The organism is Ciceribacter sp. RN22, assembly GCF_024054295.1.
GTDB lineage: Bacteria > Pseudomonadota > Alphaproteobacteria > Rhizobiales > Rhizobiaceae > Allorhizobium > Allorhizobium lividum.
The window spans coordinates 922,087-946,810 of sequence record NZ_JAMXLD010000002.1 but is presented as its reverse complement, the minus strand read 5'-3'; the positions used below and the strand labels follow the sequence as shown (position 1 = coordinate 946,810).

General features: G+C 61.8%; 21 protein-coding genes. 14 read left to right on the top strand and 7 right to left on the bottom strand.

Translation table 11 applies throughout. The features are described 5' to 3' along the window. Positions 1-41 precede the first annotated feature (41 nt). Positions 42-470 (top strand): Lrp/AsnC family transcriptional regulator, encoded by a 429-nt coding sequence (locus tag NHF53_RS19500; protein WP_112686517.1) that lies wholly within the window; start codon positions 42-44, stop codon positions 468-470. Between the two features lie 53 nt (positions 471-523). On the opposite strand, the gene NHF53_RS19495 is transcribed toward NHF53_RS19500, so the two are convergent. From NHF53_RS19495 to NHF53_RS19485, 3 genes are all read right to left on the bottom strand, one after another. Next, on the bottom strand, positions 524-4,687 hold the full coding sequence (locus NHF53_RS19495; RefSeq protein WP_252835672.1) for a translocation/assembly module TamB domain-containing protein: 4,164 nt from the start codon (positions 4,685-4,687) through the stop codon (positions 524-526). Positions 4,688-4,729: 42 nt separating this feature from the next. Next, positions 4,730-6,595, bottom strand: a complete 1,866-nt coding sequence (locus NHF53_RS19490) for an autotransporter assembly complex family protein (RefSeq protein WP_252835671.1) — start codon at positions 6,593-6,595, stop codon at positions 4,730-4,732. 235 nt (positions 6,596-6,830) lie between these two features. After that, positions 6,831-7,082 (bottom strand): YMGG-like glycine zipper-containing protein, encoded by a 252-nt coding sequence (locus NHF53_RS19485; protein WP_252835670.1) that lies wholly within the window; start codon positions 7,080-7,082, stop codon positions 6,831-6,833. 311 nt (positions 7,083-7,393) lie between these two features. On the opposite strand from NHF53_RS19485, the gene NHF53_RS19480 reads away from it, so the two are divergent. From NHF53_RS19480 to NHF53_RS19460, 5 genes are all read left to right on the top strand, one after another. Further along, positions 7,394-7,882: a (2Fe-2S)-binding protein gene (locus NHF53_RS19480; RefSeq protein WP_252835669.1), complete on the top strand. Its 489-nt coding sequence runs from the start codon at positions 7,394-7,396 to the stop codon at positions 7,880-7,882. Between the two features lie 79 nt (positions 7,883-7,961). Further along, positions 7,962-10,310: a xanthine dehydrogenase family protein molybdopterin-binding subunit gene (locus tag NHF53_RS19475; protein ID WP_252835668.1), complete on the top strand. Its 2,349-nt coding sequence runs from the start codon at positions 7,962-7,964 to the stop codon at positions 10,308-10,310. Between the two features lie 15 nt (positions 10,311-10,325). Further along, positions 10,326-11,120, top strand: a complete 795-nt coding sequence (locus NHF53_RS19470; protein WP_252835667.1) for a xanthine dehydrogenase family protein subunit M — start codon at positions 10,326-10,328, stop codon at positions 11,118-11,120. A 218-nt stretch (positions 11,121-11,338) separates the two neighbouring features. Further along, positions 11,339-12,553, top strand: a complete 1,215-nt coding sequence (gene hemA, locus NHF53_RS19465; RefSeq protein WP_252835666.1) for a 5-aminolevulinate synthase — start codon at positions 11,339-11,341, stop codon at positions 12,551-12,553. A gap of 75 nt (positions 12,554-12,628) precedes the next feature. Next, positions 12,629-13,750: a serine hydrolase gene (locus NHF53_RS19460; RefSeq protein WP_252835665.1), complete on the top strand. Its 1,122-nt coding sequence runs from the start codon at positions 12,629-12,631 to the stop codon at positions 13,748-13,750. A gap of 17 nt (positions 13,751-13,767) precedes the next feature. Here the strand turns inward: NHF53_RS19460 and dxr are convergent, their stop codons facing one another. Continuing rightward, positions 13,768-14,958, bottom strand: a complete 1,191-nt coding sequence (gene dxr / locus NHF53_RS19455; protein WP_252835664.1) for a 1-deoxy-D-xylulose-5-phosphate reductoisomerase — start codon at positions 14,956-14,958, stop codon at positions 13,768-13,770. 115 nt (positions 14,959-15,073) lie between these two features. Here dxr and NHF53_RS19450 point away from each other — a divergent pair, with 115 nt between their 5' ends. Further along, on the top strand, positions 15,074-16,921 hold the full coding sequence (locus tag NHF53_RS19450; RefSeq protein WP_252835663.1) for a heavy metal translocating P-type ATPase: 1,848 nt from the start codon (positions 15,074-15,076) through the stop codon (positions 16,919-16,921). Between the two features lie 986 nt (positions 16,922-17,907). On the opposite strand, the gene NHF53_RS19445 is transcribed toward NHF53_RS19450, so the two are convergent. The 3 genes from NHF53_RS19445 to NHF53_RS19435 form a co-directional block, all read right to left on the bottom strand. Further along, positions 17,908-18,078: a DUF1508 domain-containing protein gene (locus NHF53_RS19445; protein WP_252835662.1), complete on the bottom strand. Its 171-nt coding sequence runs from the start codon at positions 18,076-18,078 to the stop codon at positions 17,908-17,910. A gap of 402 nt (positions 18,079-18,480) precedes the next feature. Next, entirely contained in the window at positions 18,481-19,716 is a 1,236-nt protein-coding gene (locus NHF53_RS19440; protein WP_252835661.1) for a site-specific integrase, read from the bottom strand. Continuing rightward, entirely contained in the window at positions 19,713-20,081 is a 369-nt protein-coding gene (locus NHF53_RS19435; RefSeq protein WP_252835660.1) for an Arc family DNA-binding protein, read from the bottom strand. Before NHF53_RS19435 ends, NHF53_RS19440 begins: the two co-directional genes overlap by 4 nt. Before the next feature lie 121 nt (positions 20,082-20,202). Between NHF53_RS19435 and NHF53_RS19430 the strand changes: the two genes are divergently transcribed. From NHF53_RS19430 to NHF53_RS19400, 7 genes are all read left to right on the top strand, one after another. Beyond that, entirely contained in the window at positions 20,203-20,394 is a 192-nt protein-coding gene (locus tag NHF53_RS19430) for a DNA-binding protein (RefSeq protein WP_252835659.1), read from the top strand. Beyond that, entirely contained in the window at positions 20,391-20,684 is a 294-nt protein-coding gene (locus NHF53_RS19425; protein WP_252835658.1) for a hypothetical protein, read from the top strand. Before NHF53_RS19430 ends, NHF53_RS19425 begins: the two co-directional genes overlap by 4 nt. Continuing rightward, entirely contained in the window at positions 20,681-21,223 is a 543-nt protein-coding gene (locus NHF53_RS19420) for a hypothetical protein (protein ID WP_252835657.1), read from the top strand. Before NHF53_RS19425 ends, NHF53_RS19420 begins: the two co-directional genes overlap by 4 nt. Positions 21,224-21,318: 95 nt before the next feature. After that, entirely contained in the window at positions 21,319-22,188 is an 870-nt protein-coding gene (locus tag NHF53_RS19415; RefSeq protein WP_252835656.1) for a helix-turn-helix domain-containing protein, read from the top strand. Next, entirely contained in the window at positions 22,178-22,504 is a 327-nt protein-coding gene (locus NHF53_RS19410) for a DUF6074 family protein (RefSeq protein ID WP_252835655.1), read from the top strand. The genes NHF53_RS19415 and NHF53_RS19410 overlap by 11 nt, the downstream gene beginning before the upstream one ends. Before the next feature lie 304 nt (positions 22,505-22,808). Beyond that, entirely contained in the window at positions 22,809-23,489 is a 681-nt protein-coding gene (locus NHF53_RS19405) for an HK97 family phage prohead protease (RefSeq protein ID WP_252835654.1), read from the top strand. A gap of 5 nt (positions 23,490-23,494) precedes the next feature. Beyond that, on the top strand, positions 23,495-24,721 hold the full coding sequence (locus NHF53_RS19400) for a phage major capsid protein (protein WP_252835653.1): 1,227 nt from the start codon (positions 23,495-23,497) through the stop codon (positions 24,719-24,721). Positions 24,722-24,724 lie beyond the last annotated feature (3 nt).

Genomic DNA, 24,724 nt, shown 5'->3' with positions numbered 1-24,724 from the left:
AGTTTCGCAAAATGACAGGCCATTCTGACGGATTGTGACCCTTGGACGACCTCGATCACGCGATACTCGGCGCATTGCGCCACAATGCCAGAATCGCTGTGTCATCGCTTGCGGCGATGACCGGTGCCTCGCGCGCCACCATCTCCGCACGGATCGATCGCATGGTTGCAGATGGTACCATCGCAGGCTTCACCATCAAAACCGGAAGTGAGCTGCGCGCGGCCGGCGTCCGCGCGATCGTGATGATCGAGGTCGTCGGCAAGTTCGCAGACAAGGTCGCCCATCAACTACGGGGCTTGCCCGAGGTGCGTGCACTCCACAGCACCAATGGCCGGTGGGACTTCGTCGCCGAACTCGAGGATCGCGATCTCGCGTCCTTCGACGAGACGCTGCGGCGCATCCGCCTCATCGAAGGCATCAATACCACCGAGAGCAACATTCTCCTGAAGACCAGCAAAGTGAGCTACTGATCGCCGTATTCAATTGGCGGGGAAGCGGAATAGGACCGGAAGCTCTGCCGGGCTCAGTATTCCTTTTCGTAGAAGATGCCGGCACCGCCGGAGCCGTCGCCTCCGGCTTCGCCCTTCAGTTTGACGCCACGCCCGACATCGAGATTGATGGTGGCTCGGCCCGTACCGTCGGCACCCTGGTCGAGTTCGATATAGGTCCGCTCGTTCAGGTATTTTCCGGCACGGAACTGCGCCTGGCCGCGTTCATCGGTCGTGATGTCGAGGTTGTCGATGCCGATCGCGCCGCGCAGGCTGCTGAAGAGCGATGTCTGTCCGCCGGCAAGCTGTCCCACGGCATCTGCGAGCTGGGCGATCTGGAGCGCTGACAGCCGGGTCATCGACTGACCGAAGATGAGCTGCGCAAGGATCTCGTCCTGCGGCAGTGCCGGCGAAGACGAGAAGGCAACCTGCGGATTGTTCGCCAACCCCGAGAGCGTCACCGTGATCGTCGTGCTGCCGGATGTCGTGGTGGCTTCCATGTCGAGGATGGGGATGAGGCCGCCCCCGAAGGTAATCGTGCCCCGGGTGAAGTCCAGGCGCTTGGTCAAAACGGTCAGGCGCCCGCGCAGCAGCGTGAAAGCGCCACTGACGTCGGGATCGGTGGCCGTTCCCCTCAGGGTGAGCGAGCCTCCGAGTTCGGCATCGATGCCCCTGCCGCGCACGAAAACGCGTGAAGGCGAGGATATGGCAAGGTCGAGCCGGATGCTGGAACTGCTGCCACGCGCCTCTGTCGGTCGCAATGCGGCCGTTTGGGCGCGCACCGCCGGGGGAGCATTCCTGTGCTTGACGTCGAGCTCGGCGAGACTTGCGGGAAGTCGTTCGGGCACGGTGATTGCGGTGTCGGACAGCGCCAGGGATCCGGACAGCACCGGTCCGGAGAGAAGGGGACCGCGCAGTCCGAGCGTGCCGTCGACCGTCGAGTGGAAGAGCATACCATCGACGTAGACGGCCTTGACGAGCTTGATCTCGACATCGGCCGGCAGTCCCGGAGAACGGATGTCGATGGTGCCCGAGCCGGACACGGTGCCGCCACTCACCAGACGCCCCGTGAGATCAGAGATCGTCGCCCGGTTCTCGGCAAGTGTGACCGTTGCTGCCAGGGCTTCTACGGTGAGATTTCTCCGCACGTCGATGAGCCGCGCGCCGCTTGTCGTCAGTCTGCCGCCGACAACGGGACCGCGGAGATTGCCAGACACCGTGAGCTGGACATTTGCTGTCCCTTCCAGCACGAGGCCCTGTTGTGACAGAAGGCCCGACAGCGTCGCGAAGGGCAGATCGCCGGCGAAGCGCAGGTCGACATCCTGCCTGCCGGACACGACAAGCGATCCTCCGCCGGTCAGCACGGCGCCTCCGGCGCCGGTTGTCCGCGTATCGATCGTCAGCCTGCTGCCTTCGAAACGTCCGCGTGCATTGACGTTCAAGTCACCGAGGGCGGCCGAGCGTGTCTGTGCGACAGCCGCGTTCCGCCAGTCTAATGTGTAATCGACGACCGGCGCCGCTACCCGACCGTTGACGGTCATCGTTCCTGAAATGCTTCCCCCTGCCCCGAGATTGGGTGACAGGTTGTTGGCCAATGCGGCCGGAATGTTGTTGAGCGCAACACTCAGATCGAGCGTACGTCCGGCCCTTCCGTTGAGTGCGACAGTGCCCCCACCCACAGAGAGGGTTGCGGAACGCAGAGTTGCGTCGCCGTTGACGATGTCCACGGATGTAGGAGCGGAGAGTTGCAGAGGTATCCCGCGCGGCGCGGCCGAAAGCTCCTTTAGACCGACGGTCAGTCCATTGGTCGTTTCCACTACGTCACCTTCGAAAAGGACGGGTGCGTTGTCATAGCGTGCTTCGAGTTTGATGCCCGTTTCGGAACCTTCACGCGTGAAGGACAGGAGGGGGGTCTCGATCACCTGGCCGCCGACCTTGAGTGACTGCGCGCGAACCGACCCATTGGCTGCCAGCGTCGGGATATCGGTGATCGCGACGTTCATATCGGCTCTGGTCGCCACGACGCCGTCGCGGCTTAGAGTGGAGCCGCTCGCCACGACCTTCAGGCTCGTCCGCCCCTTGTCATCTCCAATCGTCACATTACCCTTGAGATCGCCGGCGGCCTGCTGACCGGCCAGCGCGGCAAGCAGACCGATGTCCGGAAAATCGAAGGTCAGTTCGCCGCTCGGGGTGAACTGCGGCGAGAACGACATCGAGCCAGACGCACGATTCGGGCCCACGACGACCGAAAGCGCCGGGATGTTCGTCCCACCATTCGCGGGGACAAGATCTGCGCTGCCGCTGATGGTCTGCCCGTCCAATTGACCGGACATCCTAAGCTGGCCTGTCGGAGTTGTGGGACTTGCAGTTCCCTCCAGCTCGACGGTCAAGTCTTCCAGCGTCCGTCCCGCCGCTTTCGCCTTGGTGGCGTTCAGCGCCACCCGCGCTTTCGGGCGGTCGAGAGGGCCGGAGGCGGAAACGGTGAAGTCTGCCGCGCCTTCCGTATTGGCGATGAAATGGCCGATGTCGGCGATCTTGCCCTGCAGGTCGGCCGTAATCTGATTGTCGGATGTGAGCGCGCCGTTGCCCGACATCTCCAGGACGTCCGAGGTGACCTTCAGGTTGTCGAGGCTTACGGCGCCCGGCGGCGCGAACTGGAGATCGCCGGCCAGGCCGATCGTTCCGCTGAACTTTGACGCGACGCTCGCAGGCAGAACATCCGGCAGGAGGAACAGGGCGAGGTGGGACGACAAAGTGCCACCTTCCAGCGAATAGCTTCCGTCGATCTTGCCGCCGACGGACGCGCTCTCGATGGTCGAGCCGTCGAAGCCGATGCTCCCGGATGAAAAGGCGAGCGGCGCATGTATGGTCAGCGGCGGACGGACGGCGCGGTTCAGGGAGGGGCTCGAAAACGTACCTGCCTTGACCGATATTGCCGTGTCGAGTTGGCCTTTCCGCTCGGCGAGGTCGAATGCCGTACTTTTCGCAGAGAGTGTGACGTCGTTCAGGCGTCCCTCCGTCGTGGCGAGGGATTGCAGCTGCGCCCTGAGGTCCAGCGCGGCCGCCGATGCGGGTCCGTTGATGGAGAACTCCGCGCTCTCGATCTCCGTCTCGACGGTGCGATTGTCACCCGCCCAGCGAAGGGCGACCGGTCCGGAGATGCCGGAGAGGCGTGCCCGCAGGTCGTTCTGGCCCGCGGGATCGAAGGTTCCCGAGGCGGTGAGCTTGAGGCTCGCGGATGTTACCGCGCCGCTTTCGATTTCGACGGCGCCGGACGGTGCGATTGCCGCCGCGACGTCGATCCGAGTCCGACCTGAGAAGAGGCTGCGCAGGGAGGGAGGCAAAACCCGATCGAATTGGCCGTCGCCCTCGAGCGTCACGTGCCGGCGATTCTCCGCCACTATGCGGTGCGTCGCTGTGACCGAGATCGTCGGTTGACCGTCGACGTCGGCTGAGACCGTGCCGCGCCAGTCGGATAGCGGACCGTCTCCATCTATAGCGATCTTGAGGGCAGGTTCACCGGGAAGGCGCAACAAGCCGGCCATGAGTCCGCCGGCCGGCTCCGCGACAGTCGCCTTGAGGCGCAGGCGATCGTCTGCCGGAGCGTAAAGCAGGTCCGCAACGAGTTCCGAACCGGCAACATTCCTGCGTCGGGCCTCGATCTTAGCCGCGATCTGATCAGCATCGGCGAGCCCGGAACCTGCAAGGGAAAAGGTCACTGGCTTCCCCACCAGTTCGCTCCCGAGAGAGACGTCACCCACCGCAACCGAGGCAATGTCGATCGCCAGCGGCGGCCGGAAGGGGGCGCCTGACGGTGTAGGAGGTTGCGTCACAATTGGTTGTCTGTCGATCTCGATCGCCGTTGCGGCGATGCGATCGGCGCGGAACCGTCCGGCAAGCAGTGCCGACGGAGTCCAGTCGACGGCGAGATCCCGGACAGTGGCGTAGGTTCCCTTCGTGTCGGCAATCGTGACCGTTCCGACGCGAAGCCGTCCGGACAGCAACGGCCCCGGATCGGAAATCGTAATCCGGCGATCCGGCGTGGAGGCGAGCTCCGCGATCCAGCCCGACAACAGTCTCCCGCCGAAAGAGGTGAACCCGCCGAGTACAATTGCAACGACCAGCAGCGCCAACGTCGTTCCCACGACGTAGGCCGCAAGGCGAAGGATCCATTTCGTCAGGCGGGTCAGGAATTGCATCGCGGTTCTTCGTCTTCCCTTTCGATGTGGCGGTAGGCGGCGTCAGAAGCTCTGTCCGATCCCGGCATAGATGCCGTAACGGCTGCCGCCATCATAGCGATCGAGCGGCAGGGCGACGTCGAGCCGGATCGGCCCGAAGGCTGTATTGTATCGTAGTCCGATGCCGGCCCCGAGGCGGACATCGGAGAAATCGGGATAGAGCTCAGTGGATACGGTACCGAAATCGAGGAACGGCACGATACCGATCGTATCGGTGACGTTGAGGCGTGCCTCGACGGAGCCCGTGACGTAGGACCGCCCGCCGGTCGCATCGCCGCTGCTGTTGTACGGGGAGATTTCCTGGTACGCGTAGCCGCGAACCGAGCCGCCGCCTCCGGCATAGAAGCGGCGCGTTGCCGGCATGCTGGCGAGGCCGTCGCCGCCGATCAGTGTTCCGGCCGCGAGCTTGCCGGCAAGTACGAGACGATCGTCTGCACCGAAGCCGCGGTAGCCGGAAATCGAGCCCTCAAAAGACGAGAAGATCGTCCCTTCGAGAATCTCGTAGCTCGGTGCTGCGGAGAGCGTGGCGCGATATCCCTCTGTCGGATTGAGGGTGTTGTCGCGGGTATCGCGGACGTAGTCGACCGGCACTGCAAACGTGACATAGCGATTGTTGCCGAACGCGTCGTCGATGTCGTCGAAGCTCAGCGTCGCCGCGGCGGACAGAGTGTCCTTGTCGCTGAGTTCGTAGGAGTAGCCCAGGCGCGCAACCACCGATCTGGCGTCATAGGATTCCGTCGTGATTGTCGAACCCTTGATGCTGGCGTCGAGTGTGCCGGAAGGTACGAAGGCGCCGGGCTTCACGAACGAGATGCCGGCGGTGTAATCGAGGTTCTCGATCCCGTTCCAATTGCCGAGACCACCGACAGACCCCTCGATCCTCAGAGATTCTGCCTGCCCGAACAGATTGCGGTGGCCCCAGTATCCCTGCAGTCCGGCACCGTCGATCGTGGAAATCGATGCGCCGAAGCCGAAATAGCGGTGCTTGCCTTCGGAGACGGTGATGCCGAGTGGCAGCGAGCCATCCGGAGCAAGTGTTTCCGATTCCTTGATCGTCACGCTCGAAAAGACGCCAAGCTTGCGCAGCCGCTCCGACGCCTTTCGGATGTCCTCAGGAGTATAGGGCTTTCCCTGGTTGAGCCGCGAATACCGTCGGATGAAGTCTGGATCGACGGCCTTTTCGCCCGAGATGGTGACTGGTCCGATCGGTGCGATGGGGCCGCTTTCCGCGCCGAGCACCACATCGACCGTCTGCGACTCGTGATCTGCGACGACCTGCTGCTCCGTGAGGCGCGCAAGCGGGCGCCCCTCCGTCTTGAGGTCGTCGACGATCAGCCGGGCGGCCTTGATGATCACGAGCGATCCGGCATCGCCACCGGGACGCAGCTCGTAGCGGCCGGGGTCGAGACGTGCCGCATCTCCTTCGAGGCGGATGTCGCCGAGTGTGAAAACCGGGCCGGGGTCGACGCGAAGGGTGACCGGCACCGGACCTGACCGGTCGAATTTCGGGTTCGGTGGCAGATCGTCGATCTTGCGGCCGCCGATCGTGATGGTGACGACCCCTCCGTAATGGGCGCGTTCGTACAGTGTGGCTATCAGTCTGTCGCGATCGTCGCGTGCCTTGATGACGAGTCCGAGGTCGCCGGAAACCGGGCTGTCCGACTGATTGACGAGAAGTGAGCTTCTTTCGATGGCGCGTGCAAGCTCCCGGTCGGAGCCGTCCGTGTCCAGATTGACGCTATAGCGCAGTGGATCAACGATATCGGCATCAGCCTTGTCGTCGCCGAACAGCGTGATTCCGAAAATCTTGAAGGCGTAGGCGTCACTAGCCGAGCCAAGGCAAAACAAAACCGTTGCTGCGACCGTCAAGGCGCCCCCGGCCCCCCGAAACGCAGAACTCAAATTCGGCAATGTCGATCCGATCGGTGTACGCAACGTTGGTATGTCGGGTCATCCTATCCGAGAGACGTTTCCGCTTCGCTAAACAGCAACTTCAGATGCAGACTGCGGAAGGGATATCGCTTCAGGACACCCTAGAAAAGAAAAAAGTCCCGGCTTGTTTGCCGGGACTTCACCGCCTCGGCGGAAGCGATCAGTAGCCGCGTCAGCAGTAATCGACGTAACGACGGCCGGTGCGAGGATCGCGGTAGTAGCACTTGCCAGGCTCGCTGGCAGCGCCAATGACTGCCCCCGACGCGCCGCCGATGGCCGCACCGACGGCTGCGCCGCGGACGTCACCCGTAATCGCACCGCCGATGATTGCGCCCGAGGCGGCGCCGATGGTGGCGCCCTTCTCGGTCTGTGTGCAACCAGCGACCGAAAGGCCGATCAGTACAAGCACAAGAGCCTTTTTCATGACTTTTCTCCAATGGTTTTACGCATTCCGGATGACCGGTCACTGCATCACTCGCGTATCCGCCGGCAGATATCAATCCGTCCTTGCGATCGCGGCACAAAGAATAGCCTTCAAAATGGGAAAGTCCATTGAATTCAAATCTCCGTGATCACGTACCGTTGTCGCAGTGTTCGCAGGGACACAGTAAAGCTGTTCGGTTGCTGCGTTGCGGCAAATAAAAATGCCGTTCCCCCTCGAAGTACCAGTTGATCCGCTCTGGAAAAAGACAAATGATGACTCGGGTGTCCTGGAGAGACACGAGGAGGAACAATATGGCTAAAGTAACGCTGTCGGTGAACGGCCGCACAGTCAGCGGCGATTGTGACGATCGCACGCTTCTCGTCCAATTCATCAGGGAAAAGCTGGGGCTGACGGGCACCCACGTCGGATGCGACACCACGCAATGTGGCGCGTGCGTGGTGCATATGGACGGCAAGTCCATCAAGAGCTGCTCCATCCTTGCTGTCCAGGCGTCTGGTTCGGAGATCACGACAATCGAGGGGCTCTCCGCCGGCGGCGAACTGCATCCGGTGCAGGCGGCGTTCAAGGAGCATCACGGTCTGCAATGCGGCTTCTGTACGCCGGGCATGGTGATGACTGCCGTCGACATGATCAGTCGCCATGGCGGCGCGCTCGACGAGGCGACCGTTCGCCATGAACTCGAAGGCAACATCTGTCGCTGCACCGGGTACCACAATATCGTCAAAGCCGTCCTTGCCGCCAATGCCGAGATGCATGCCGGCCGCCAGGCTGCCGAGTAGAAACGTCGACTTGCCGGCCGCTTGCCGCTGATCGTCGTCTGCAGCTGTCGGGCCGCCGAAATGCCATCGGGAGGATATCATGGGTGTTGAAGGAATTGGCGCGCGCGTCGCGCGCAAGGAAGACAAGCGATTTCTGACGGGCAAGGGGCGCTACACGGACGACATGGTCGTCCCGGGCATGAAGTATGCCTATTTCGTGCGCTCGCCCTATGCGCATGCCCGCGTCACGGGCGTGGACACGAGCGCCGCCAAGGCAATGCCGGGGGTGATCGACGTCCTCGACGGCAAGCAGTTGCTGGCTGACGGGATCGGTAACCTGATCTGTGGCTGGATGATCTATTCCAAGGACGGCTCGCCCATGAAGATGGGTGCGTGGCGTCCGCTCGCCCATGACGCGGTGCGTTATGTCGGTGATGCGGTTGCGGTGGTTATTGCAGATTCGGTTGCCGAGGCACGTGACGCCGCCGAAGCCGTGGTCGTCGACTACGAGGAACTGCCGATCGTCACGGACGCCGTCAGTGCACTCCGCGAAGGGGCACCGCAAATTCATCCGGAAGCGCCCGGCAACCTGATCTTCGACTGGGAGATCGGCGACAGCTCGGCCGCCGACAAGGCGATCGCGGAGGCGGCTCACGTTACGGAAATCGAGATCCGCAACAACCGCCTTTCTCCCAACGCAATGGAGCCGCGCGCGGCACTCGGAATCTATGATGCGGCCGAGGATCATTACACCTGCTACACGACCAGCCAGAACCCGCACGTGGCCCGCCTCGTCATGAGCGCGTTCTACAACGTGGCGCCGGAGAACAAGCTGAGGGTCATTGCGCCCGATGTCGGTGGCGGCTTCGGATCGAAGATCTACATCTACCCCGAGGAAATCGTCTGTCTCTGGGCCTCCAAGAAGACCGGAGTTCCGGTCAAGTGGACGGCCGACCGTTCGGAAGCCTTCATGACGGACGCCCACGGCCGCGACCATGTGTCGAAGGTCAAGATGGCCTTCGACAAGGACAACCACATCACCGGCCTGAAGGTGGACACGATTGCCAATCTCGGCGCCTATATGTCGCTCTTCTCGTCCTCTGTGCCGACCTATCTCTACGCGACACTGCTTTCCGGTCAGTACGCAATTCCTGCCATCCACTGCAATGTCCGGACCGTCTACACCAACACGGTGCCGGTTGATGCCTACCGCGGAGCCGGACGTCCTGAAGCGACCTACTTGCTCGAGCGGACGGTGGAGACCGCAGCGAGGGAACTCGGTCTCTCTCCCGCGGAACTCCGCCGGAAGAACTTCATCCGCAGCTTCCCCTACCAGACGCCGGTCATCATGACCTACGACGCCGGTGACTACGAGGCCTCGCTCGAGGCCGCAATGGCTGCCGCAGACTGGAGTGGTTTCCCTGCGCGCCGCGCGGAGGCGGAGCGCCGAGGCATGAGGCGCGGGATCGGTATGAGCTGCTATATCGAGGCGTGCGGTATCGCCCCGTCACAGGCCGTCGGGTCGCTCGGCGCCGGTGTCGGTCTCTGGGAATCGGCGGAAGTCAGGGTGAATGCCGTCGGCACGATCGAGGTGCTGACGGGTTCGCACAGCCACGGCCAGGGCCATGAAACGACCTTCGCCCAGCTGGTTGCGGATCGCCTCGGGGTATCGATCGACAGCATTTCGATCGTCCATGGCGATACCGACAAGGTGCAGATGGGTATGGGCACATACGGGTCCCGGTCGGGGGCGGTCGGCATGTCGGCCATCGTCAAGGCGCTCGACAAGGTCGAGGCGAAGGCCAAGAAGATCGCCGCTCACCTTATGGAGGCGGACGAGAGCGACATCGTCGTCGAGAACGGCGAACTGAAAGTCGCTGGTACCGACAAGTCGCTACCTTGGTTCCAGGTGGCGCTTGCCGCCTACACCGCGCACAATCTGCCGGCCGGCATGGAGCCGGGCCTGAAGGAAAGCGCCTTCTACGACCCGTCGAACTTCACCTTCCCGGCTGGCTGCTACATCTGTGAAGTGGAGGTCGATCCGGAGACCGGCAAGACGACCATCATCCAGTTCGTCGCGGCCGACGATTTCGGGAACATCATCAATCCCATGATCGTCGAAGGCCAGGTACACGGCGGCATCGCGCAGGGCATCGGTCAGGCGCTGCTCGAAAACGTCGAATACGATCCCGCAACGGGCCAGTTGCTGACCGCAAGCTTCATGGACTACGCCATGCCGCGAGCGGACGACCTGCCATCCTTCAACGTCTCGCATCAGTGCACGCCCTGTCCGGGCAACCCGCTCGGCATCAAGGGATGCGGGGAGGCCGGGGCTATCGGTTCGCCGCCGGCGCTCATCAACGCCATCACCGATGCGATCGGCAACAATCGCCTTAACATGCCGGCCACGCCGCAGGCTGTCTGGCGCGCCATGCAGGCTCAGATCTAAAGGGGGATGGAGACCATGTACGCAACGAACTACCATCGCGCCTCCTCGGTCGATGAGGCGGGTAGGCTTATCGCCGCAACAGAGGACGGCAAGTATGTGGCAGGTGGCCAGACATTGGTCGCCACCATGAAACAGAGGCTTGCGCAGCCGAGTGATCTCATCGACCTTCGCCACATTCCCTCGCTCAAAGGCATCCGCGTCGACGGTCGCAACGTGACGATCGGTGCCGGCGTCACTCATGCGGAGGTCGCCTCGTCCGAGCTCCTGCGATCGGTCTGCCCGGCGATCTGCAACCTGGCCGGAATGATCGGCGATCCGCATGTGCGGCACCTCGGCACCATTGGCGGTTCGATCGCCAACAACGATCCGGCGGCGGACTATCCGGCCGCCATGCTGGGGCTCGGTGCGACCATCATGACGGACCGTCGCGAAATCGTCGCAGACGACTTCTTCCGAGGGCTGTTCGAAACCGCCCTCGAGAACGGTGAGGTCATCACCGCGGTGCGTTTCCGGGCACCGGAAAAAGCCGCTTACGTGAAGTTCTCCAACCCGGCGTCCCGCTTCGCGATGACGGGCGTCTTCGTCTCCAAGGGGGACGGTGGCGTTCGGGTCGCCGTGACGGGGGCCGGCTCGAACGGCGTTTTCCGTCACGAGGGAATGGAAGCGGCCTTGTCGGCCAACTGGGCTCCGGAGGCGGTCTCCAATGTGGCGGTCGACACGGACGACCTCATGTCGGACATGCACTGTAGCGCCGAGTACCGGGCAAACCTTATCCGTGTCATGGCCAAGCGCGCAGTCACCGCGTGTTGAGACGGCGATAGATCGACGAAAGGGCGGCGGTGGCCGCCCTTTCCTTTTGTTGCTTGACGTAGATCAAATCTGAGGGCGCCACGATCGCGTAGCAGTGTGTTTTGAAGGGACGTAAGGGCCGGAGCCTTTTGTCGCAGTTTAGAACGAATTTACAATGCCGGGGTTGACCGCACGCCCCGACGATCCCAAAAGGGATGAGGACATACTGGAGCTTGGCGATGGACTTCGAAGCGTTTTTCAAGAGCGAATTGGCGGGCCTGCATGAAGAAGGCCGGTACCGCATCTTTGCCGATCTTGAAAGACAGAGGGGCAATTTCCCGCGAGCCACCCGCTACACGGAGCAGGGTGAGCAGGAAGTCACCGTCTGGTGCTCCAACGACTATCTCGGCATGGGACAGAACCCGACGGTGATCGAAGCCATGAAAGAGGCCATCGATCACTGTGGCGCGGGTGCGGGAGGCACGCGGAATATTTCCGGCACCAACCACTACCACGTCCTCCTCGAGCGCGAGCTTGCCGATCTGCACGGCAAGGAATCGGCGCTGATCTTCACGTCCGGCTATATCTCGAACTGGGCGACTCTCGGCACCCTCGGCCAAAAGATCCCTGGTCTCATCATTTTTTCCGACGCGCTCAACCACGCTTCGATGATCGAAGGCATCCGTTATGCCAAATGCGAGCGTGTCATCTGGAAGCACAATGACGTGAAGGACCTCGAGGCGAAGCTTGCCGCGGCTGATCCGAATGCCCCCAAGCTCATTGCCTTCGAATCCGTGTATTCGATGGACGGCGACATCGCCCCCATCAAGGAGATCTGTGACATTGCCGACAAGTATGGCGCGATGACCTATCTGGACGAGGTCCACGCTGTCGGCATGTATGGCGCGCGCGGCGGCGGCATCGCTGAGCGGGAAGGCCTCATGCATCGTCTGACGGTCATCGAAGGCACGCTCGGCAAGGCTTTTGGTGTGATGGGTGGTTACATTGCTGCGTCTGCCGCACTTTGCGACTTCGTCCGCTCCTTCGCCTCTGGTTTCATTTTCACCACGGCGCTGCCACCGGCGCTCGCGGCCGGCGCGGTCGCATCGATCCGCCATCTGAAGACCAGCCAGATCGAGCGTTTCGCCCATCAGGAGCGTGTCCGGCGCCTGCGTTCCATGCTTGATGCCCGCGGTATCCCGCACATGGTCAACCCGAGCCATATCGTGCCGGTCATCGTGGGTGACGCGGCCAAGTGCAAATGGATCTCTGACCTCCTGCTCGACAACTTCGGCATCTATGTGCAGCCGATCAACTATCCCACGGTGCCCAAGAAGACCGAGCGCCTGCGCATCACCCCGACGCCGCTGCATTCCGACAATGATCTCGAGAAACTCGTCGGCGCCCTGCACCAGCTCTGGTCGCGCTGCGCTCTCGCCCGCGCCGTCGCCTGATCGACCAGTTGCCGTTTCCATTTCGATGCGGATCATGTCACATGATCCGCATTTTTCGTTTGGAGGCTACAGGTTATGGGTATTGCCGAGCGTGTCGGCCGGGCGGTCGATGAGGCCATAAGGGAAGAGCAGGTTGTTGGCGCGGTCGTCCTCGTCTACCAGGATGGAGCACCACTTCTTCGCAAGGCTGCAGGATATGCCGACCGCGAAGCGCAAATCCCGGTCAGCCTCGACACCATCTTCCGCTATGCATCGGTGACCAAGCCGATCGTTGCCGCGACCGCCTTGGCGATGATCGAGGCGCGGCTGTTCCGCTTGGATGACGCTGTCTCGGATATCCTCCCTTGGTTCAGACCCAGGACTGCGGACGGGCGCGAGCCGCGCATCACGGTCCATCATCTGCTGACCCACACCTCGGGGCTCGTCTACGATCCTGCGCTGGAAAGTCTTCCGCCGGAGCGCGCAGTGAGTCTCGGTCTTTCCAATACGGATCTGACGCTTGAGGAAAATTTCAGCCGTTGCAACGCCGTGCCGCTCGCCTTTGAGCCCGGCGCCCGCTGGGCCTATTCCCACGCCACCGACATCCTCGGCGCCTTCATAGCCGCCGTTCACGGCGATACACTGGAGGCAGCCGTCATCCACCATGTCACCGGTCCGCTGCGGATGGACGATGCCCGTTTTCATGTGACCGATCCGAAGCGCCTGTCGATCGCCTATGCGGACGGGACGGAGCGCCCCATAAGGATGCCTGACCCCTGGATCCCCGGAGACGAGGCGGAGTGGCGCGCACCGTTCTCCCCCGCGCGGATATTCAATCCGAAGGCGTTCCAGTCCGGGGGCGCGGGGATGGCCGGCACGGCAGGCGACATTCTGAAGCTGCTCGAGGCGTTTCGTCAGGGAGGCAGCCCGATCGTATCACCGGAGACTGCGGCAGCCGCTCTTTCAAGCCAGATTGGCGATGTCGCGGGCGATCCGGGAATGCGTTTTGGATACCTGGGTGGGATCATCTCCGACCCGGCACTGGCGGGCACCTGCCTGCCGGCCGGTGCGATCCGCTGGGGCGGCGTCTATGGCGGCACCTGGTTCATCGATCCGGCACGCAAGCTCACGGTCGTCAACCTGACGAACACCGCGCTCGAGGGCTGCATGGGGCTTTACCCGGAACGGATCAGAAGGGCCATATACGTGGAGGCGTGAAGTCCTTCGAGAAGACGTCAGGCCGCTGCCATTCTGCTGACCACGTCGCGGGCACGCCGCCTCGCTTCCGCGTCGGCCTGCACGACGTCGGCGATTTCGTCGGCGGATCCAAGGCCCGCCAACTGGTCCATGACCGCCTCGACCACGTCCGCCATATCGAGGAAACCGATCCGCTCGGCGACGAAGGCCGCGAAGGCGGCCTCTTCCGCGCCGTTCAGTACGGCGCCCTGAAGACCGCCGCGTTCGAGCGCCGTTCGGGCGAGGCGGAGCGCCGGGAAGCGTGCCTCGTCCGGAGCTTCGAAGTCGAGCCGTGCCAGCCTCGCAAAATCGAGCCGCTCGACATCCAGCGCAGATCGGTTCGGATAGGAAAGGGCGTAACCGATGGCCGTGCGCATGTCCGGCGTGCCGAGCTGCGCGATGACCGAGCCGTCAACGTAGCCCACCATTGAATGTATGACGGACTGCGGATGGACGACGACCTCGATCTGGTCGGGACGGACACCGAACAGGTGCTTAGCCTCGATCATTTCGAAGGCCTTGTTGAACATCGAAGCACTACCGACCGAGATCTTCAGTCCCATCGACCAGTTCGGATGCGAGCGTGCCGCCTGCAGCGTGACTCCTGCCATCTGCTCGCGGGTGTAAGCCCGGAACGGTCCCCCGGATGCTGTCAGGATGATCCTCTCCAGCGCATGCCGCTGGCTCTTGTCGAGGCACTGGAAGATGGCGCTATGCTCGCTGTCGACGGGGATCAGCAGCCCGCCACCACTGCTGACGGCATCGAGGAAGAGCTCGCCGGCGGAGACGAGGCATTCCTTGTTGGCAAGCGCGATATTGGCGCCACGGCGAGCCGCGCGGAGAGTGGGCGCAAGACCGGCAGTCCCGACGATCGCCGCCATCACCCAGTCGGCATCGAGCCCTGCTGCCTCGTCGAGGCCGCTCACGCCGGCCGCGACCGCGATGCCGCTGCCGGACAGCGCGTCCTTCAGGGCTGCGTAACGGTTCTCGTCGGCCGTCACCGCGAGACGTGCGCCGAACTTCCGGGCCTGTTCCGCCAGAAGCTCGATATTGCCATTCCCGGTGAGCGCCATGATCTCGAAAGCGTCGCGGCCTCCCAGTTGGCGGACGACGTCGAGCGTGTTTGTGCCGATCGAGCCGGTCGAACCGAGAACGGTCAGACGGCGCGGCACCTCGGTTCTCATGATCATTCCAAATTCCGGAGATTGCTTCCCTTGCAAATGCGTCTACAAGGGAATGTGCGCGCCAGCAAGCTTTAGCTCTTGGGTGCAACGGGTCGGCGCTCAACGATGCAGTGAGGAAGACGTGAGCGCGCTGTCGCGGTTTCTTGAGAAGAATGGCAGACCTCTCCTCGCTATCCTCGCCCTGCTGACACTGGCCGGCGGCGCTTTCGCGCAGTGGTCTGGCGCCGCTTCGCTCTCGGCACAATTCTGGTTTGCCGGGGGATCGGTCGTTCTCGCGGTGCTCCTGGTGGAGATCGTGCGCTCGCTTCTGCAGCGGCAGTTCGGGCTCGATGTGGTTGCCGCGCTTTCGATGTCCGCCGCACTTGCCTTCAACGAGCCGCTGGCCGCCAACATTGTGGCACTCATGTATGCGGGTGGGCAGCAGCTCGAGAACTTTGCAGAGGGGCGGGCACGTCGTGAGATGACGGCACTGCTAGGCCGGGTCGCTCGCACTGCCATGTGCTATTGTGGTGACAGGTTGGAAGAGGTCCCGATCGAGCGTCTCGTACCCGGTGACCGCGTTCTCATCAGGCGTGGGGAGGTGATCCCCGTCGACGGCGTTCTTGCTGCTCCCGCGGCGGATATCGACATGTCGGCGCTCACCGGGGAATCCATGCCGGTCCGGTTCTTCGAGGGCGACCAGGTGCCGAGCGGCTGTGTCGGCTGCGGTGCGGCCTTCGACCTAATCACCACCCTGCCTGCTGCCGAGAGCACCTACGCGGGCATTGTCCGGCTCGTGAAGAGCGCACAGGAAAGCAAGGCACCGATGGTGCGGCTTGCCGATCGCTATGCGTTGTGGTTCCTGATGGCGACTGTCATCATAGCAGGTGCGGCCTGGTGGCTTACCGGCGATCGGCTCCGTGCGCTTTCCGTCCTGGTTGTTGCCACGCCCTGTCCGTTGATCCTTGCGGTGCCCGTCGCGATCATCTCAGGCATGTCGCGTGCCGCTTCGATCGGCGTTCTGATCAAGAGCGGAGGAGCGCTGGAAACCCTCGCTCGCGTCAGAACCGCGATCCTGGACAAGACCGGAACGATGACCACCGGGAGGGCAGGCGTCATCGATATCCGCACCGTGAACGGTGTCGAGGCGAGTGAAATGCTCCGGCTTGCCGCCTCGCTCGACCAGGCATCCAATCACGCCAGTGCCGAGAGTCTTGTTGCCGCGGCCAAGGCGCGGGGGCTCGCACTCAGCAAGCCGACGGATGTCACCGAAACGCCGGGCAGCGGCATCGCAGGCACGGTCGACGGGCGCCGGCTGGTGGTCGGTGGCAGCAATTTCGTCAAGGAGCACTCCAGAACCGGGGACCCGTACGACCTTGGCGAGAGCATTCCGCCCGGATCGGCCGTTGTCGCCGTCAGCATGGACGGGGCGGTAGCCGGGATCATTCTGTTGTCGGATCAGGTGCGGGGCGATGCCTTGGAGACGATCGCGGCATTTCGCGACGCCGATGTCTCTCGTTTCGTCCTGGCGTCTGGCGATCGGGCGGACGTCGTCCGGGCGGTCGGCACCAGGCTGGGCATCGACACGGCGCACGGGGACCTGGCGCCGAACGACAAGGTGGACATCGTGGTCAGGGAGCGCGAACGAGCGCCCGTGATGATGATCGGCGACGGGGTGAACGACGCGCCCGCGCTTGCTGCAGCGGACGTCGGCGTCGCCATGGGCGCCCGGGGCGCAGCAGCTTCCTCCGAAGCCGCCGATGTCGTGCTGCTGGTCGACGATCTCGGCCCGCTGGCGATCGCAGTCTCTCTCGCCCGCCGCGCCCGCATGATCGCGCTACAAAGCGTCGCCGTGGGGATCGGGCTCTCGTTTGTGGCAATGGGTTTTGCGGCCTTCGGTTACCTGCCTCCCGTCGAAGGCGCGATCCTGCAGGAGGTTATCGACGTTGCCGTCATTTTGAACGCTCTTCGGGCTCTTGCGCGGCCCTGAGGCGGCTGATCAACAATCGCTTTATCGCTGCCGGAAACTCAAGGCCGCGTCGGCGCTGGACGCGGGATTGTTGGCGGGGCCGTGTAGGCGGTTGAGAACTACGAGATCAGCGGGTACGGGAGCTTCGTTCACGGGCCGAGAAATTCGGCTACAGGGACGCGGTGAGACTGCTCGAGCAGACGTTCACCGAGGAAGCGAAGACCGACGAGGGCTGACGAAACTCGCCGAAAGCGCAGTGAACACGGCCGCATAGAAGCTGGCCTGACATTCGGGGACCGGGCGAGGAGATCGTCCGGTACTTCGTCATTTACCTTCCTTCTCCCTCGTCCGCAGAAAGGCGACCAGCCGCGCCTCATCTGCATAGAGTCCGGCTCTTGAAACATCCCTGTCGAGCTGTGCGAGAAGGCACCAAGCCAACCACAAAAGCATCCAGACGATGACCCACTATAGCCGCAGACGCTGGAAATGATCCGCCTCGGCGCCGAGCTGCGTGTGAAGAATCGCGCCGCCAAGAACGTAGATGCAACATGAAGTCGAGAACGCGACGGGAATGCGGGGAACGCCGATGCTGACGAAGGCCTGAGAAATATGGTGATCCCGGCGCGATTCGAACGCGCGACCCCCAGATTAGGAAGCCGCTGCGATCGCCTTATGGGTTGGGCTTCTTAAGCTCCATGTTGCAGTCATGTTGCAATCGATGGGCGCTGTAGTCCTCGGATCGGTGAATATCGCCTCGGTAGGTCACTGACGTTTGCGCGCACAATGACCGTGCGGCCGGGAAAAGTGGCAAGACTGAAAATAGCTATTTTGCGTCAACAGGAAACGCTTTTTCGGTTGTTTTTCAATCTGTTGATAACCTGTGGACGAACTGTGATTCACCTTTTTGATTCAATATGTTATGGCTATGTCAACTGATTTGGTCTAAAAGAAAAGAGGCCCCAGTTGCAGTGGGGCCTCGAGGTTAATCACCCATTAACCGAATCGGATCAGCGTTCGTAAACGGGCGCTGATCCGGAACCCTTCACAAGGTTGATTGCCGCCATGCAGTCAGCCTTGTTCCAGTATGCTTCACCGGAATTGGCGATTTTCTTGGAATTGGACGCGAACAAGGTCCAGCGCCACTGATTTACCGTATCCTTATAGAGGATGAAGTACATGTCTGTTTCCTTTCAAAGCTCAGACAGTGGGTACAACCGATACCTATTTGAGTACCGGCACGATGGTTCGGAGTGGGGTATAGAGATAATTGCCCGGTCGCCCGAAGAGGCTAAAGAACGCATCAGATCTCTTACCTGGGCTCGCTACCAAGGCGAAGTAAAAGCCAAAGTGCGACTTCCTCCCACGGGGCTGATCAGGAGAATCGCCGCGTGGTTCTCGTAACCTACCTCGATTCGTTTCGAAGAGAGTTAACAAACAGCTAAACGATGCGCATTCGGCGAGTTATCACTGTAATCCACAGGGCAACTCGTCCACCGCTGAGGCTCAGAGCCCTCGATTCGGGGGCATGCACCAAGTGAGAAGATACTTCGTTACGCGAGTGGCTGGCGGAGAGCTTGAGGTCAGGAGAGAAAGGTCCGTTCTGCTGCGGCCATTTCATCTCCCTCATCATCCTTCGGAAACAAGTGGCTATAACGGTCCATCGTGAGTGCGATCGTCGAGTGCCCCATACGCTCCTGGACGATCTTGGGTGTCAGGCCCAGTCCACCGTCCTCCTTCCGGTTGATGCACCATGAGGCGAAGAAGTGCCGCAGGCAATGCATGCCAGTGTACTTGGGGGCATGCACTGGTTTGCCCTTCTCGTCTACCTCGCCGGTGTCGATCGTCACGCCGGCCGCGATCCATGCCGGGTGTAGGCCACGGCGCAGGATGTTGTTCAGCTGCTCCACCTTGCCTTGGCCGTTCGGAAAGACCAGCTCGAACGCCATGATCTTCTGGCCGTGCTCGTCGATCTTGCCCGTGTCCCGCTTCGGACAAGCTAGCTTCCATTCCCGCAGTGCGTTCATGACCATCGGTGGCGCCGGCACGGCACGCTCGCTCGTTTCCGATTTCGGCCGGCCGATGTCGTTGAACCGGTCGGCGCGCTGGTGAACGCGGATCCTGCCCTTGTCAAAGTCGACGTCTTCCCAGCGTAGGCCGCGGAGCTCCGATGCTCGCAGGCCGCAGAAGGCGGCCGTGAGGATCAGCGGCCGCCAGCGGCCCGTCAGGGCGCCGAGGAGTGCCTTGACCTCTTCCCGGGTCGGGATGTCCACGCCGATCTTCAGGCGGCCCTTCTGGCGCTTCTCCTGCCGCTTCTCGCCAGATCCGCGTCGGCCCTTCATGTCCCGCACGACATTGCGCGCCACCAGGCCGCGCTCCTGGGCGTCGGCGATCAGCGATCCGAGGCTGACGAGCACCTTTTTGACCATCGCCGGCGACCGGCCTTCCTCCCGCAGCTTGTCCTCGAAAGCGCGCACCTTGGCGATCGTAAGAGACGAGAGCTTGGCGGCGCCGATCAGCGGCACCAGGTGCAGACGAAGGTGACGCTCGTAATCGTCGATGGTCGCGCGCTCCAGTCCGGCGGCGCGGGCGCTGGCAAGCCACAGCTTGCCGGCTGCCTCGACTGTCGCGCTGGCACTATCGGCGACGTGAGTGCCATGCCTGACCTCGACCGAGGCTGTAGCGGCGAAACGCTCGGCGTCCTTCTTCAGGCGAAATGTCTTCAGCCGGCGCTTGCCTGCCATGTCGAAGTAGTCGACGACCCAGGCGCTCTTCGCCTCACCCTTCGGAGACGTCCACTCGCGCTTGCGGACGCTCATTCCTCATCCTTCTGTCGCCGGGCTGACAGCGGCTTTTCATTCCGCACGACGACGGACGGTTTACTCTTCGAATGCTCGGCTTGCTCCCGGTAGTGATCCTCAAAGGCGAGGAGTTGGTCTAGCTTGGCCTCGATTTCCGAGAGTCGAGAATTGATAGACTTGGCCTGCGCTGCACTGCGTTGATCCGCGCGCTCGACAGATAGCCGCTCCATCTTTTCCGCGAACACCTCCGTAATGAAGGCGTCCTCCAACAAGTTCACGATCTCTGCGTTGACGGAGCGATTGTTGCGCCGCGCCGCTTCTACGACGCGTTGCTTCAACTCTTCCGGCAGCCGAAGCTTCAGTTGTGGATCCTCACGGCTCATTTCTCACCTTCCCGTTTTGGCTACCATGGACCACGGTGGTATTGACATCAATGGACCACGGTGGTTATTTCGTATTAGGTGATCACGGTGGTTACCATTTGGTTCACGAACGGAGAAAAACATGGAGACGACAGATGTGCAGTCGGACGATCTTGTCTGGGGTGCGAACGCGATCGCCCGCGTGATCAACCGCACCGATCGGCAGACCTTCCACATGCTCGATGCAGGAGAATTGCCGGCGAAGAAGGTTGGCGGGCGATGGGTGGCTTCTCGCAAGAAGCTGCTGGAATTTCTGATCGGAGAAGCGGCATGACGCTCACCATCGCTGAACGTGTCGTCATACGCATATTGAGCGCTGCCGGCAGGATCTATGGCGATCTTCCGATAGAGCGGGCGGAAGAAGCTAGCGCGTTTCATCGCGCGCTCAACGCCGTCATTGCAGTGATCGAGGCCCGCCCGGTCCACCGGGCAACCGCCAGCCTTCAACCGAACCTCAAGACGATCCCCGGCAGTGCCCGCTCAGTCAAGAGGAAAAGCCCGACGACGGCGGCAACCGTGTCGGGCTCGGGTTCTACCAAATCCCCGGAAAGGATTTCAGCATGAACGAAGACAGAAATATCACGCTTAAGCAGGATCCCGCAACTGGAGAGCCGGCAGCTCGCCGACTCAAGAGGCTGGCAGACGAGTTGGCGGAGCTGCTCGTAGACGACCAGAAGGGGCAGGTGTTTTTGCAGATTTACCCCGCGGGACACGAAAAGGGCGTCGTCCTCCGCGCCATCGCCTCTCCGAACCTCACCATCCCCGTGAGCGAATTTAGAGGTTCGTCTCGCCCTGGTCTCGCTGACTTCCGCGAGGTTGCGGAGAACTTGCGAGACCTGGAGGATGACGTGCACGACCTCGCCCGCTCCGTCAGCGTCATTGATGAGCATATCAATCTGATTTTCGATCGCGCCAGACGTGATGATGCTGACGAAGTTATCCATCGGATCGACCTGGAGACCGTTCGGAACATCCAGTTCCTGTCGGCAGATACGCGCCGGCGTGCGGCCTATCTACGCGACTGCTTCGACGATGCCGCCGTCTACCCGTTCACGGCCGATGGCGCCCAGGCGGCCGAAGTCAACGGGGAGGTGCGTCCTTGACCTCGCGCTACGCCTCGCGCGCCGGCTGTCATAGCCGGCGCGGAAATCTTGCGGAATTAGCGCGGAAAATCGCAGGAAAAATAGGGAAACTGTGAATGAGTAGCGTTCTGAAACGTCAGAACAGAGCACGGCCGTGGCCCGGCCAAACGCCGAAAGGCCAGGCTATCGAGGCAGTAAAGATCAGCTCACAGGCCGCGCTCTTCCATTGGCTCAAGGAGATCAGCCGCTTGACGCCTGATCTTGGGGGAAATGGCGTTGCCTTCGCGCTGCGCCTCTTCATCGCCCGCAACAAGCGTGACGGATTCAGCTTTCCCTCGCATCGCACGATCGCCCGCGATCTAGGGGTAAGCGAATCCTCCACGTACCGCTTTCAGAAGCAGTTGGTCAGTGCGGGGCTGCTCATCGTCGAGAAGCGGAAAGTGGCCCGGGCTCGGCACCACCATAACCTCTATTTTCTATCACTGCCTTCCGACGCAACAATCAGGAGAAATGCCTTGGAAAACAACGATGAAGCACTCGCACCGGTGCGAGATAGTGAGGCTCACGACCTCTCACCTGTGACAGGTCGTGAGATCGAGAACACTGATGACGAGCTCGCTTCCGGCGAAACAGGCCGAGAAAGGGGCGTTTCGGACCCCACGACCTCTCACCTGTGCGAGGTTGACACCTCTCACCCATGCGAGACTAACCATATACTTAGTAACCAGGGCGAGCCTACCGGCTCGCCCCTCCTGAGTTCTCAGAACAATCTATCGTTAGTAGCGCGCGAGGCGGACCCGGTCTCGGACCTTGAAGACAGTGGCGCGCTCGATGCGCGCCCTGATCAGGTCCGTTCGCAGGTAGACGCGGATCAACTCACGTTCTTCGATAGCCTTGGCCCTCACCAGCAACGCCATTTCCTCAGTCTGTCGGCCGATGACCGTGAGAACTTTCAGCTAGCCTACGAGGTCGACGATGACGACTGATCTTCCCCTTTTTAGCTGGCTCAACAGTCGCCAATCCTGCGACGTGCTGGCCTTCCCTCAGAGCCGAAGGATTGGCAAGGCGCGCCAGTATGCGGCTACAGCCTACCGGCTGGAAGGCGAGCCCAAGCGCCTCGCCTCCTACCGTCTTCGGATGCGCAACGAACTTCTTCGCATGCTGCACGAAGGCGGCGTCGATGATGATACGGCACTATCTCAGGCTCTCGACTTCGATCGCCTGATCGATCGAGAGATCGACCGGCTCAAGGTCATGGATCGGCTCGGGCTTCTGCCCGATGAACGCGGAGGCGCGGCGTGATCCGCGCGTCGATCTCCGGCCGGGGGGCGGGTCGAATGTCTGGATCTCTGGGGGGCCAGACCGCCCGGGGCCTTCGTTCGCAGTGCGAGCAAAATAGACGACCCCCCTTTCGGCTAGGAACAACGGGGTTGACCAATCCGGCCAATTCGCGGATGATTGCCGCGGCTCAGATTTGCGTCGTCGACGGGATGTCGAGGCGGTCTTCTTTAGCTCCCAGGAAGCACCGACGGGATGTCGGGCGGAATGGTCACATGACAGTGATCCTGCGCTTTAAGCGCATCCGCAATGCTGTAGGGGCTTTCCATTGAGCACCAGCCAGAAAATAGAGTTCTTGCCGCCGGTGTTGCTCAAGCGAGCGGCATCCGCTCTCGGTGTTTTCGAGGGATACGCGTCGACGTTCGGGGGCGACCCGGACAGCCATGGAGATGTTATCGCTCCGGGTGCCTTCGCAAAATCTCTGCAGGAACACGCTTCAAGACGAACTCGACCTGCCATGCTGTGGGCACATGACAGCAGAGAACCGATAGGTTCGTGGACCTCGCTAGCTGAGGACGCGTACGGGCTGAAGGTCCATGGTAAGCTTACGCTGGCGTCGAGGCGTGGTGAAGAAGCCTTCGCACTTATGAAGGATGACGCCGTTTCCCTTTCAATCGGCTATCGGACGCGGCGTTCGTCGCCGGGCCCAAACGGTGCGCGGATTTTGCAGGATATCGAACTGTGGGAGATCTCGGTCGTGTCCATGCCTGCGAACACCTCCGCACGCATCACGTCGGTCAAGTCGGACATCATCGACGTTCGCGGCATCAAGTCCGAGCGAGATTTTGAGCGGATGCTGATCGAGATCGGCTTCTCGCGAGCATTCGCCAAGACGGCGACGGCAGCGGGGTTCAACACCGCCGCCAACGCATCATCCACCAAGCCAGATCACAAAGAGATCGCCCGCAAGCTGCTCGCAGCTGCCAATGCCATCTCCCGCAAAGGATAAATCACATGAAGCGCACCAACGCTCTCGAAACCAAGTCTGTTGACGATAACGACGACGTTTACAGCGCCATCGACACGCTGACCAAATCCGTCAACGATGCTCTTGCCGGCATCGAAAAGAAGATGGGTAAGATTGTTGATGACGCAATCTCTCCTCTGAAGGAGGACCTGACTGACGTGATGAAGAAACAGAACCGCCCGCGGGCTCCGGGCGGTTCATCGGTGCAGGGCAATGAGGACATTGCTGTCGCCACCATCGAGGCGAAAGCCGTTCGCAGTTTTCTTCGGTCCGGCGTGCGCAACTTCGTTCCCGGTCAACATCTGGACCAGGATGAACAGAAGGCGATGAGTGTCGGCTCCGATCCGGACGGTGGCTACACGGTCTTTCCCGTCCTTTCTGCCGGCGTGACGAAGAAGATCTTCGACCAGTCACCCCTACGACGTCTTTCCGACGTGGTGACGATTACGACAGGCGATGCCTGGGAAGAGCCCGTGGACGTTGATGACCTCGACGCGGTCTGGGTTGGCGAAACCCAGAGCCGCACTGAAACCAGCACCCCGCAGGTGGGCGTGCTGACGGTTCCCGTCCATGAGATCTATGCTATGCCGAAAGTATCCCAGCGGATGCTCGACGACTCCTCGTGGAACATCAGCCAGTGGCTCGAAAGCAAGATCTCGGACAAGTTCGGCCGCTCGGAGGGCTATGCCGCCCTTCTTGGAAGTGGTGTGGCGCAGCCGCGAGGTCTGCTGACCTATGCCACCGATCCGGCGAATGATATCTCCCGCCCCTGGGGTACTGTTCAGCGCGTTCCGTCCGGCGGGGCAACGGCCGTGACGGCTGACGGATTGAAGAGCACGGTGTGGGCGCTACGCGCGCCGTATCGGCTCGGTGCATCTTGGCTGATGAACTCAAATACGGCGGGATCGATCGACAAGCTGAAGAACGCGAATGGCGATTACATCTGGCGTGACGGCATGACGTCGGGAGCTCAGCCGTCATTGTTGGGCTATCCGGTGGAGATTGATGAGAACATGCCCGACATTAGTGCCGGCACGCTGCCGATCGCTTTCGGCAACTTCAAGAAGGCATATATCATCGTTGACAAGGCCGGCTACAAGCTTCTGCAAGACCCCTATACTGCGAAGCCATACGTGCTTCTGTACGCCTATCGGCGCACCGGCGGCGGGTTGCGTAACAGCGAGGCCGTCAAGTTCATGCAGATCACCGCCTAAATC

Excerpts from the sequence above, each read along its gene's own strand:
- NHF53_RS19495 (WP_252835672.1), bottom strand. The coding sequence starts at position 4,687 with ATGCAATTCCTGACCCGCCTGACGAAATGGATCCTTCGCCTTGCGGCC.
- NHF53_RS19485 (WP_252835670.1), bottom strand. The coding sequence starts at position 7,082 with ATGAAAAAGGCTCTTGTGCTTGTACTGATCGGCCTTTCGGTCGCTGGT.
- NHF53_RS19480 (WP_252835669.1), top strand. The coding sequence starts at position 7,394 with ATGGCTAAAGTAACGCTGTCGGTGAACGGCCGCACAGTCAGCGGCGAT.
- NHF53_RS19475 (WP_252835668.1), top strand. The coding sequence starts at position 7,962 with ATGGGTGTTGAAGGAATTGGCGCGCGCGTCGCGCGCAAGGAAGACAAG.
- NHF53_RS19470 (WP_252835667.1), top strand. The coding sequence starts at position 10,326 with ATGTACGCAACGAACTACCATCGCGCCTCCTCGGTCGATGAGGCGGGT.
- hemA (WP_252835666.1), top strand. The coding sequence starts at position 11,339 with ATGGACTTCGAAGCGTTTTTCAAGAGCGAATTGGCGGGCCTGCATGAA.
- NHF53_RS19460 (WP_252835665.1), top strand. The coding sequence starts at position 12,629 with ATGGGTATTGCCGAGCGTGTCGGCCGGGCGGTCGATGAGGCCATAAGG.
- dxr (WP_252835664.1), bottom strand. The coding sequence starts at position 14,958 with ATGATCATGAGAACCGAGGTGCCGCGCCGTCTGACCGTTCTCGGTTCG.
- NHF53_RS19445 (WP_252835662.1), bottom strand. The coding sequence starts at position 18,078 with ATGTACTTCATCCTCTATAAGGATACGGTAAATCAGTGGCGCTGGACC.
- NHF53_RS19440 (WP_252835661.1), bottom strand. The coding sequence starts at position 19,716 with ATGAGCGTCCGCAAGCGCGAGTGGACGTCTCCGAAGGGTGAGGCGAAG.
- NHF53_RS19435 (WP_252835660.1), bottom strand. The coding sequence starts at position 20,081 with ATGAGCCGTGAGGATCCACAACTGAAGCTTCGGCTGCCGGAAGAGTTG.
- NHF53_RS19430 (WP_252835659.1), top strand. The coding sequence starts at position 20,203 with ATGGAGACGACAGATGTGCAGTCGGACGATCTTGTCTGGGGTGCGAAC.
- NHF53_RS19425 (WP_252835658.1), top strand. The coding sequence starts at position 20,391 with ATGACGCTCACCATCGCTGAACGTGTCGTCATACGCATATTGAGCGCT.
- NHF53_RS19420 (WP_252835657.1), top strand. The coding sequence starts at position 20,681 with ATGAACGAAGACAGAAATATCACGCTTAAGCAGGATCCCGCAACTGGA.
- NHF53_RS19415 (WP_252835656.1), top strand. The coding sequence starts at position 21,319 with ATGAGTAGCGTTCTGAAACGTCAGAACAGAGCACGGCCGTGGCCCGGC.
- NHF53_RS19410 (WP_252835655.1), top strand. The coding sequence starts at position 22,178 with ATGACGACTGATCTTCCCCTTTTTAGCTGGCTCAACAGTCGCCAATCC.
- NHF53_RS19400 (WP_252835653.1), top strand. The coding sequence starts at position 23,495 with ATGAAGCGCACCAACGCTCTCGAAACCAAGTCTGTTGACGATAACGAC.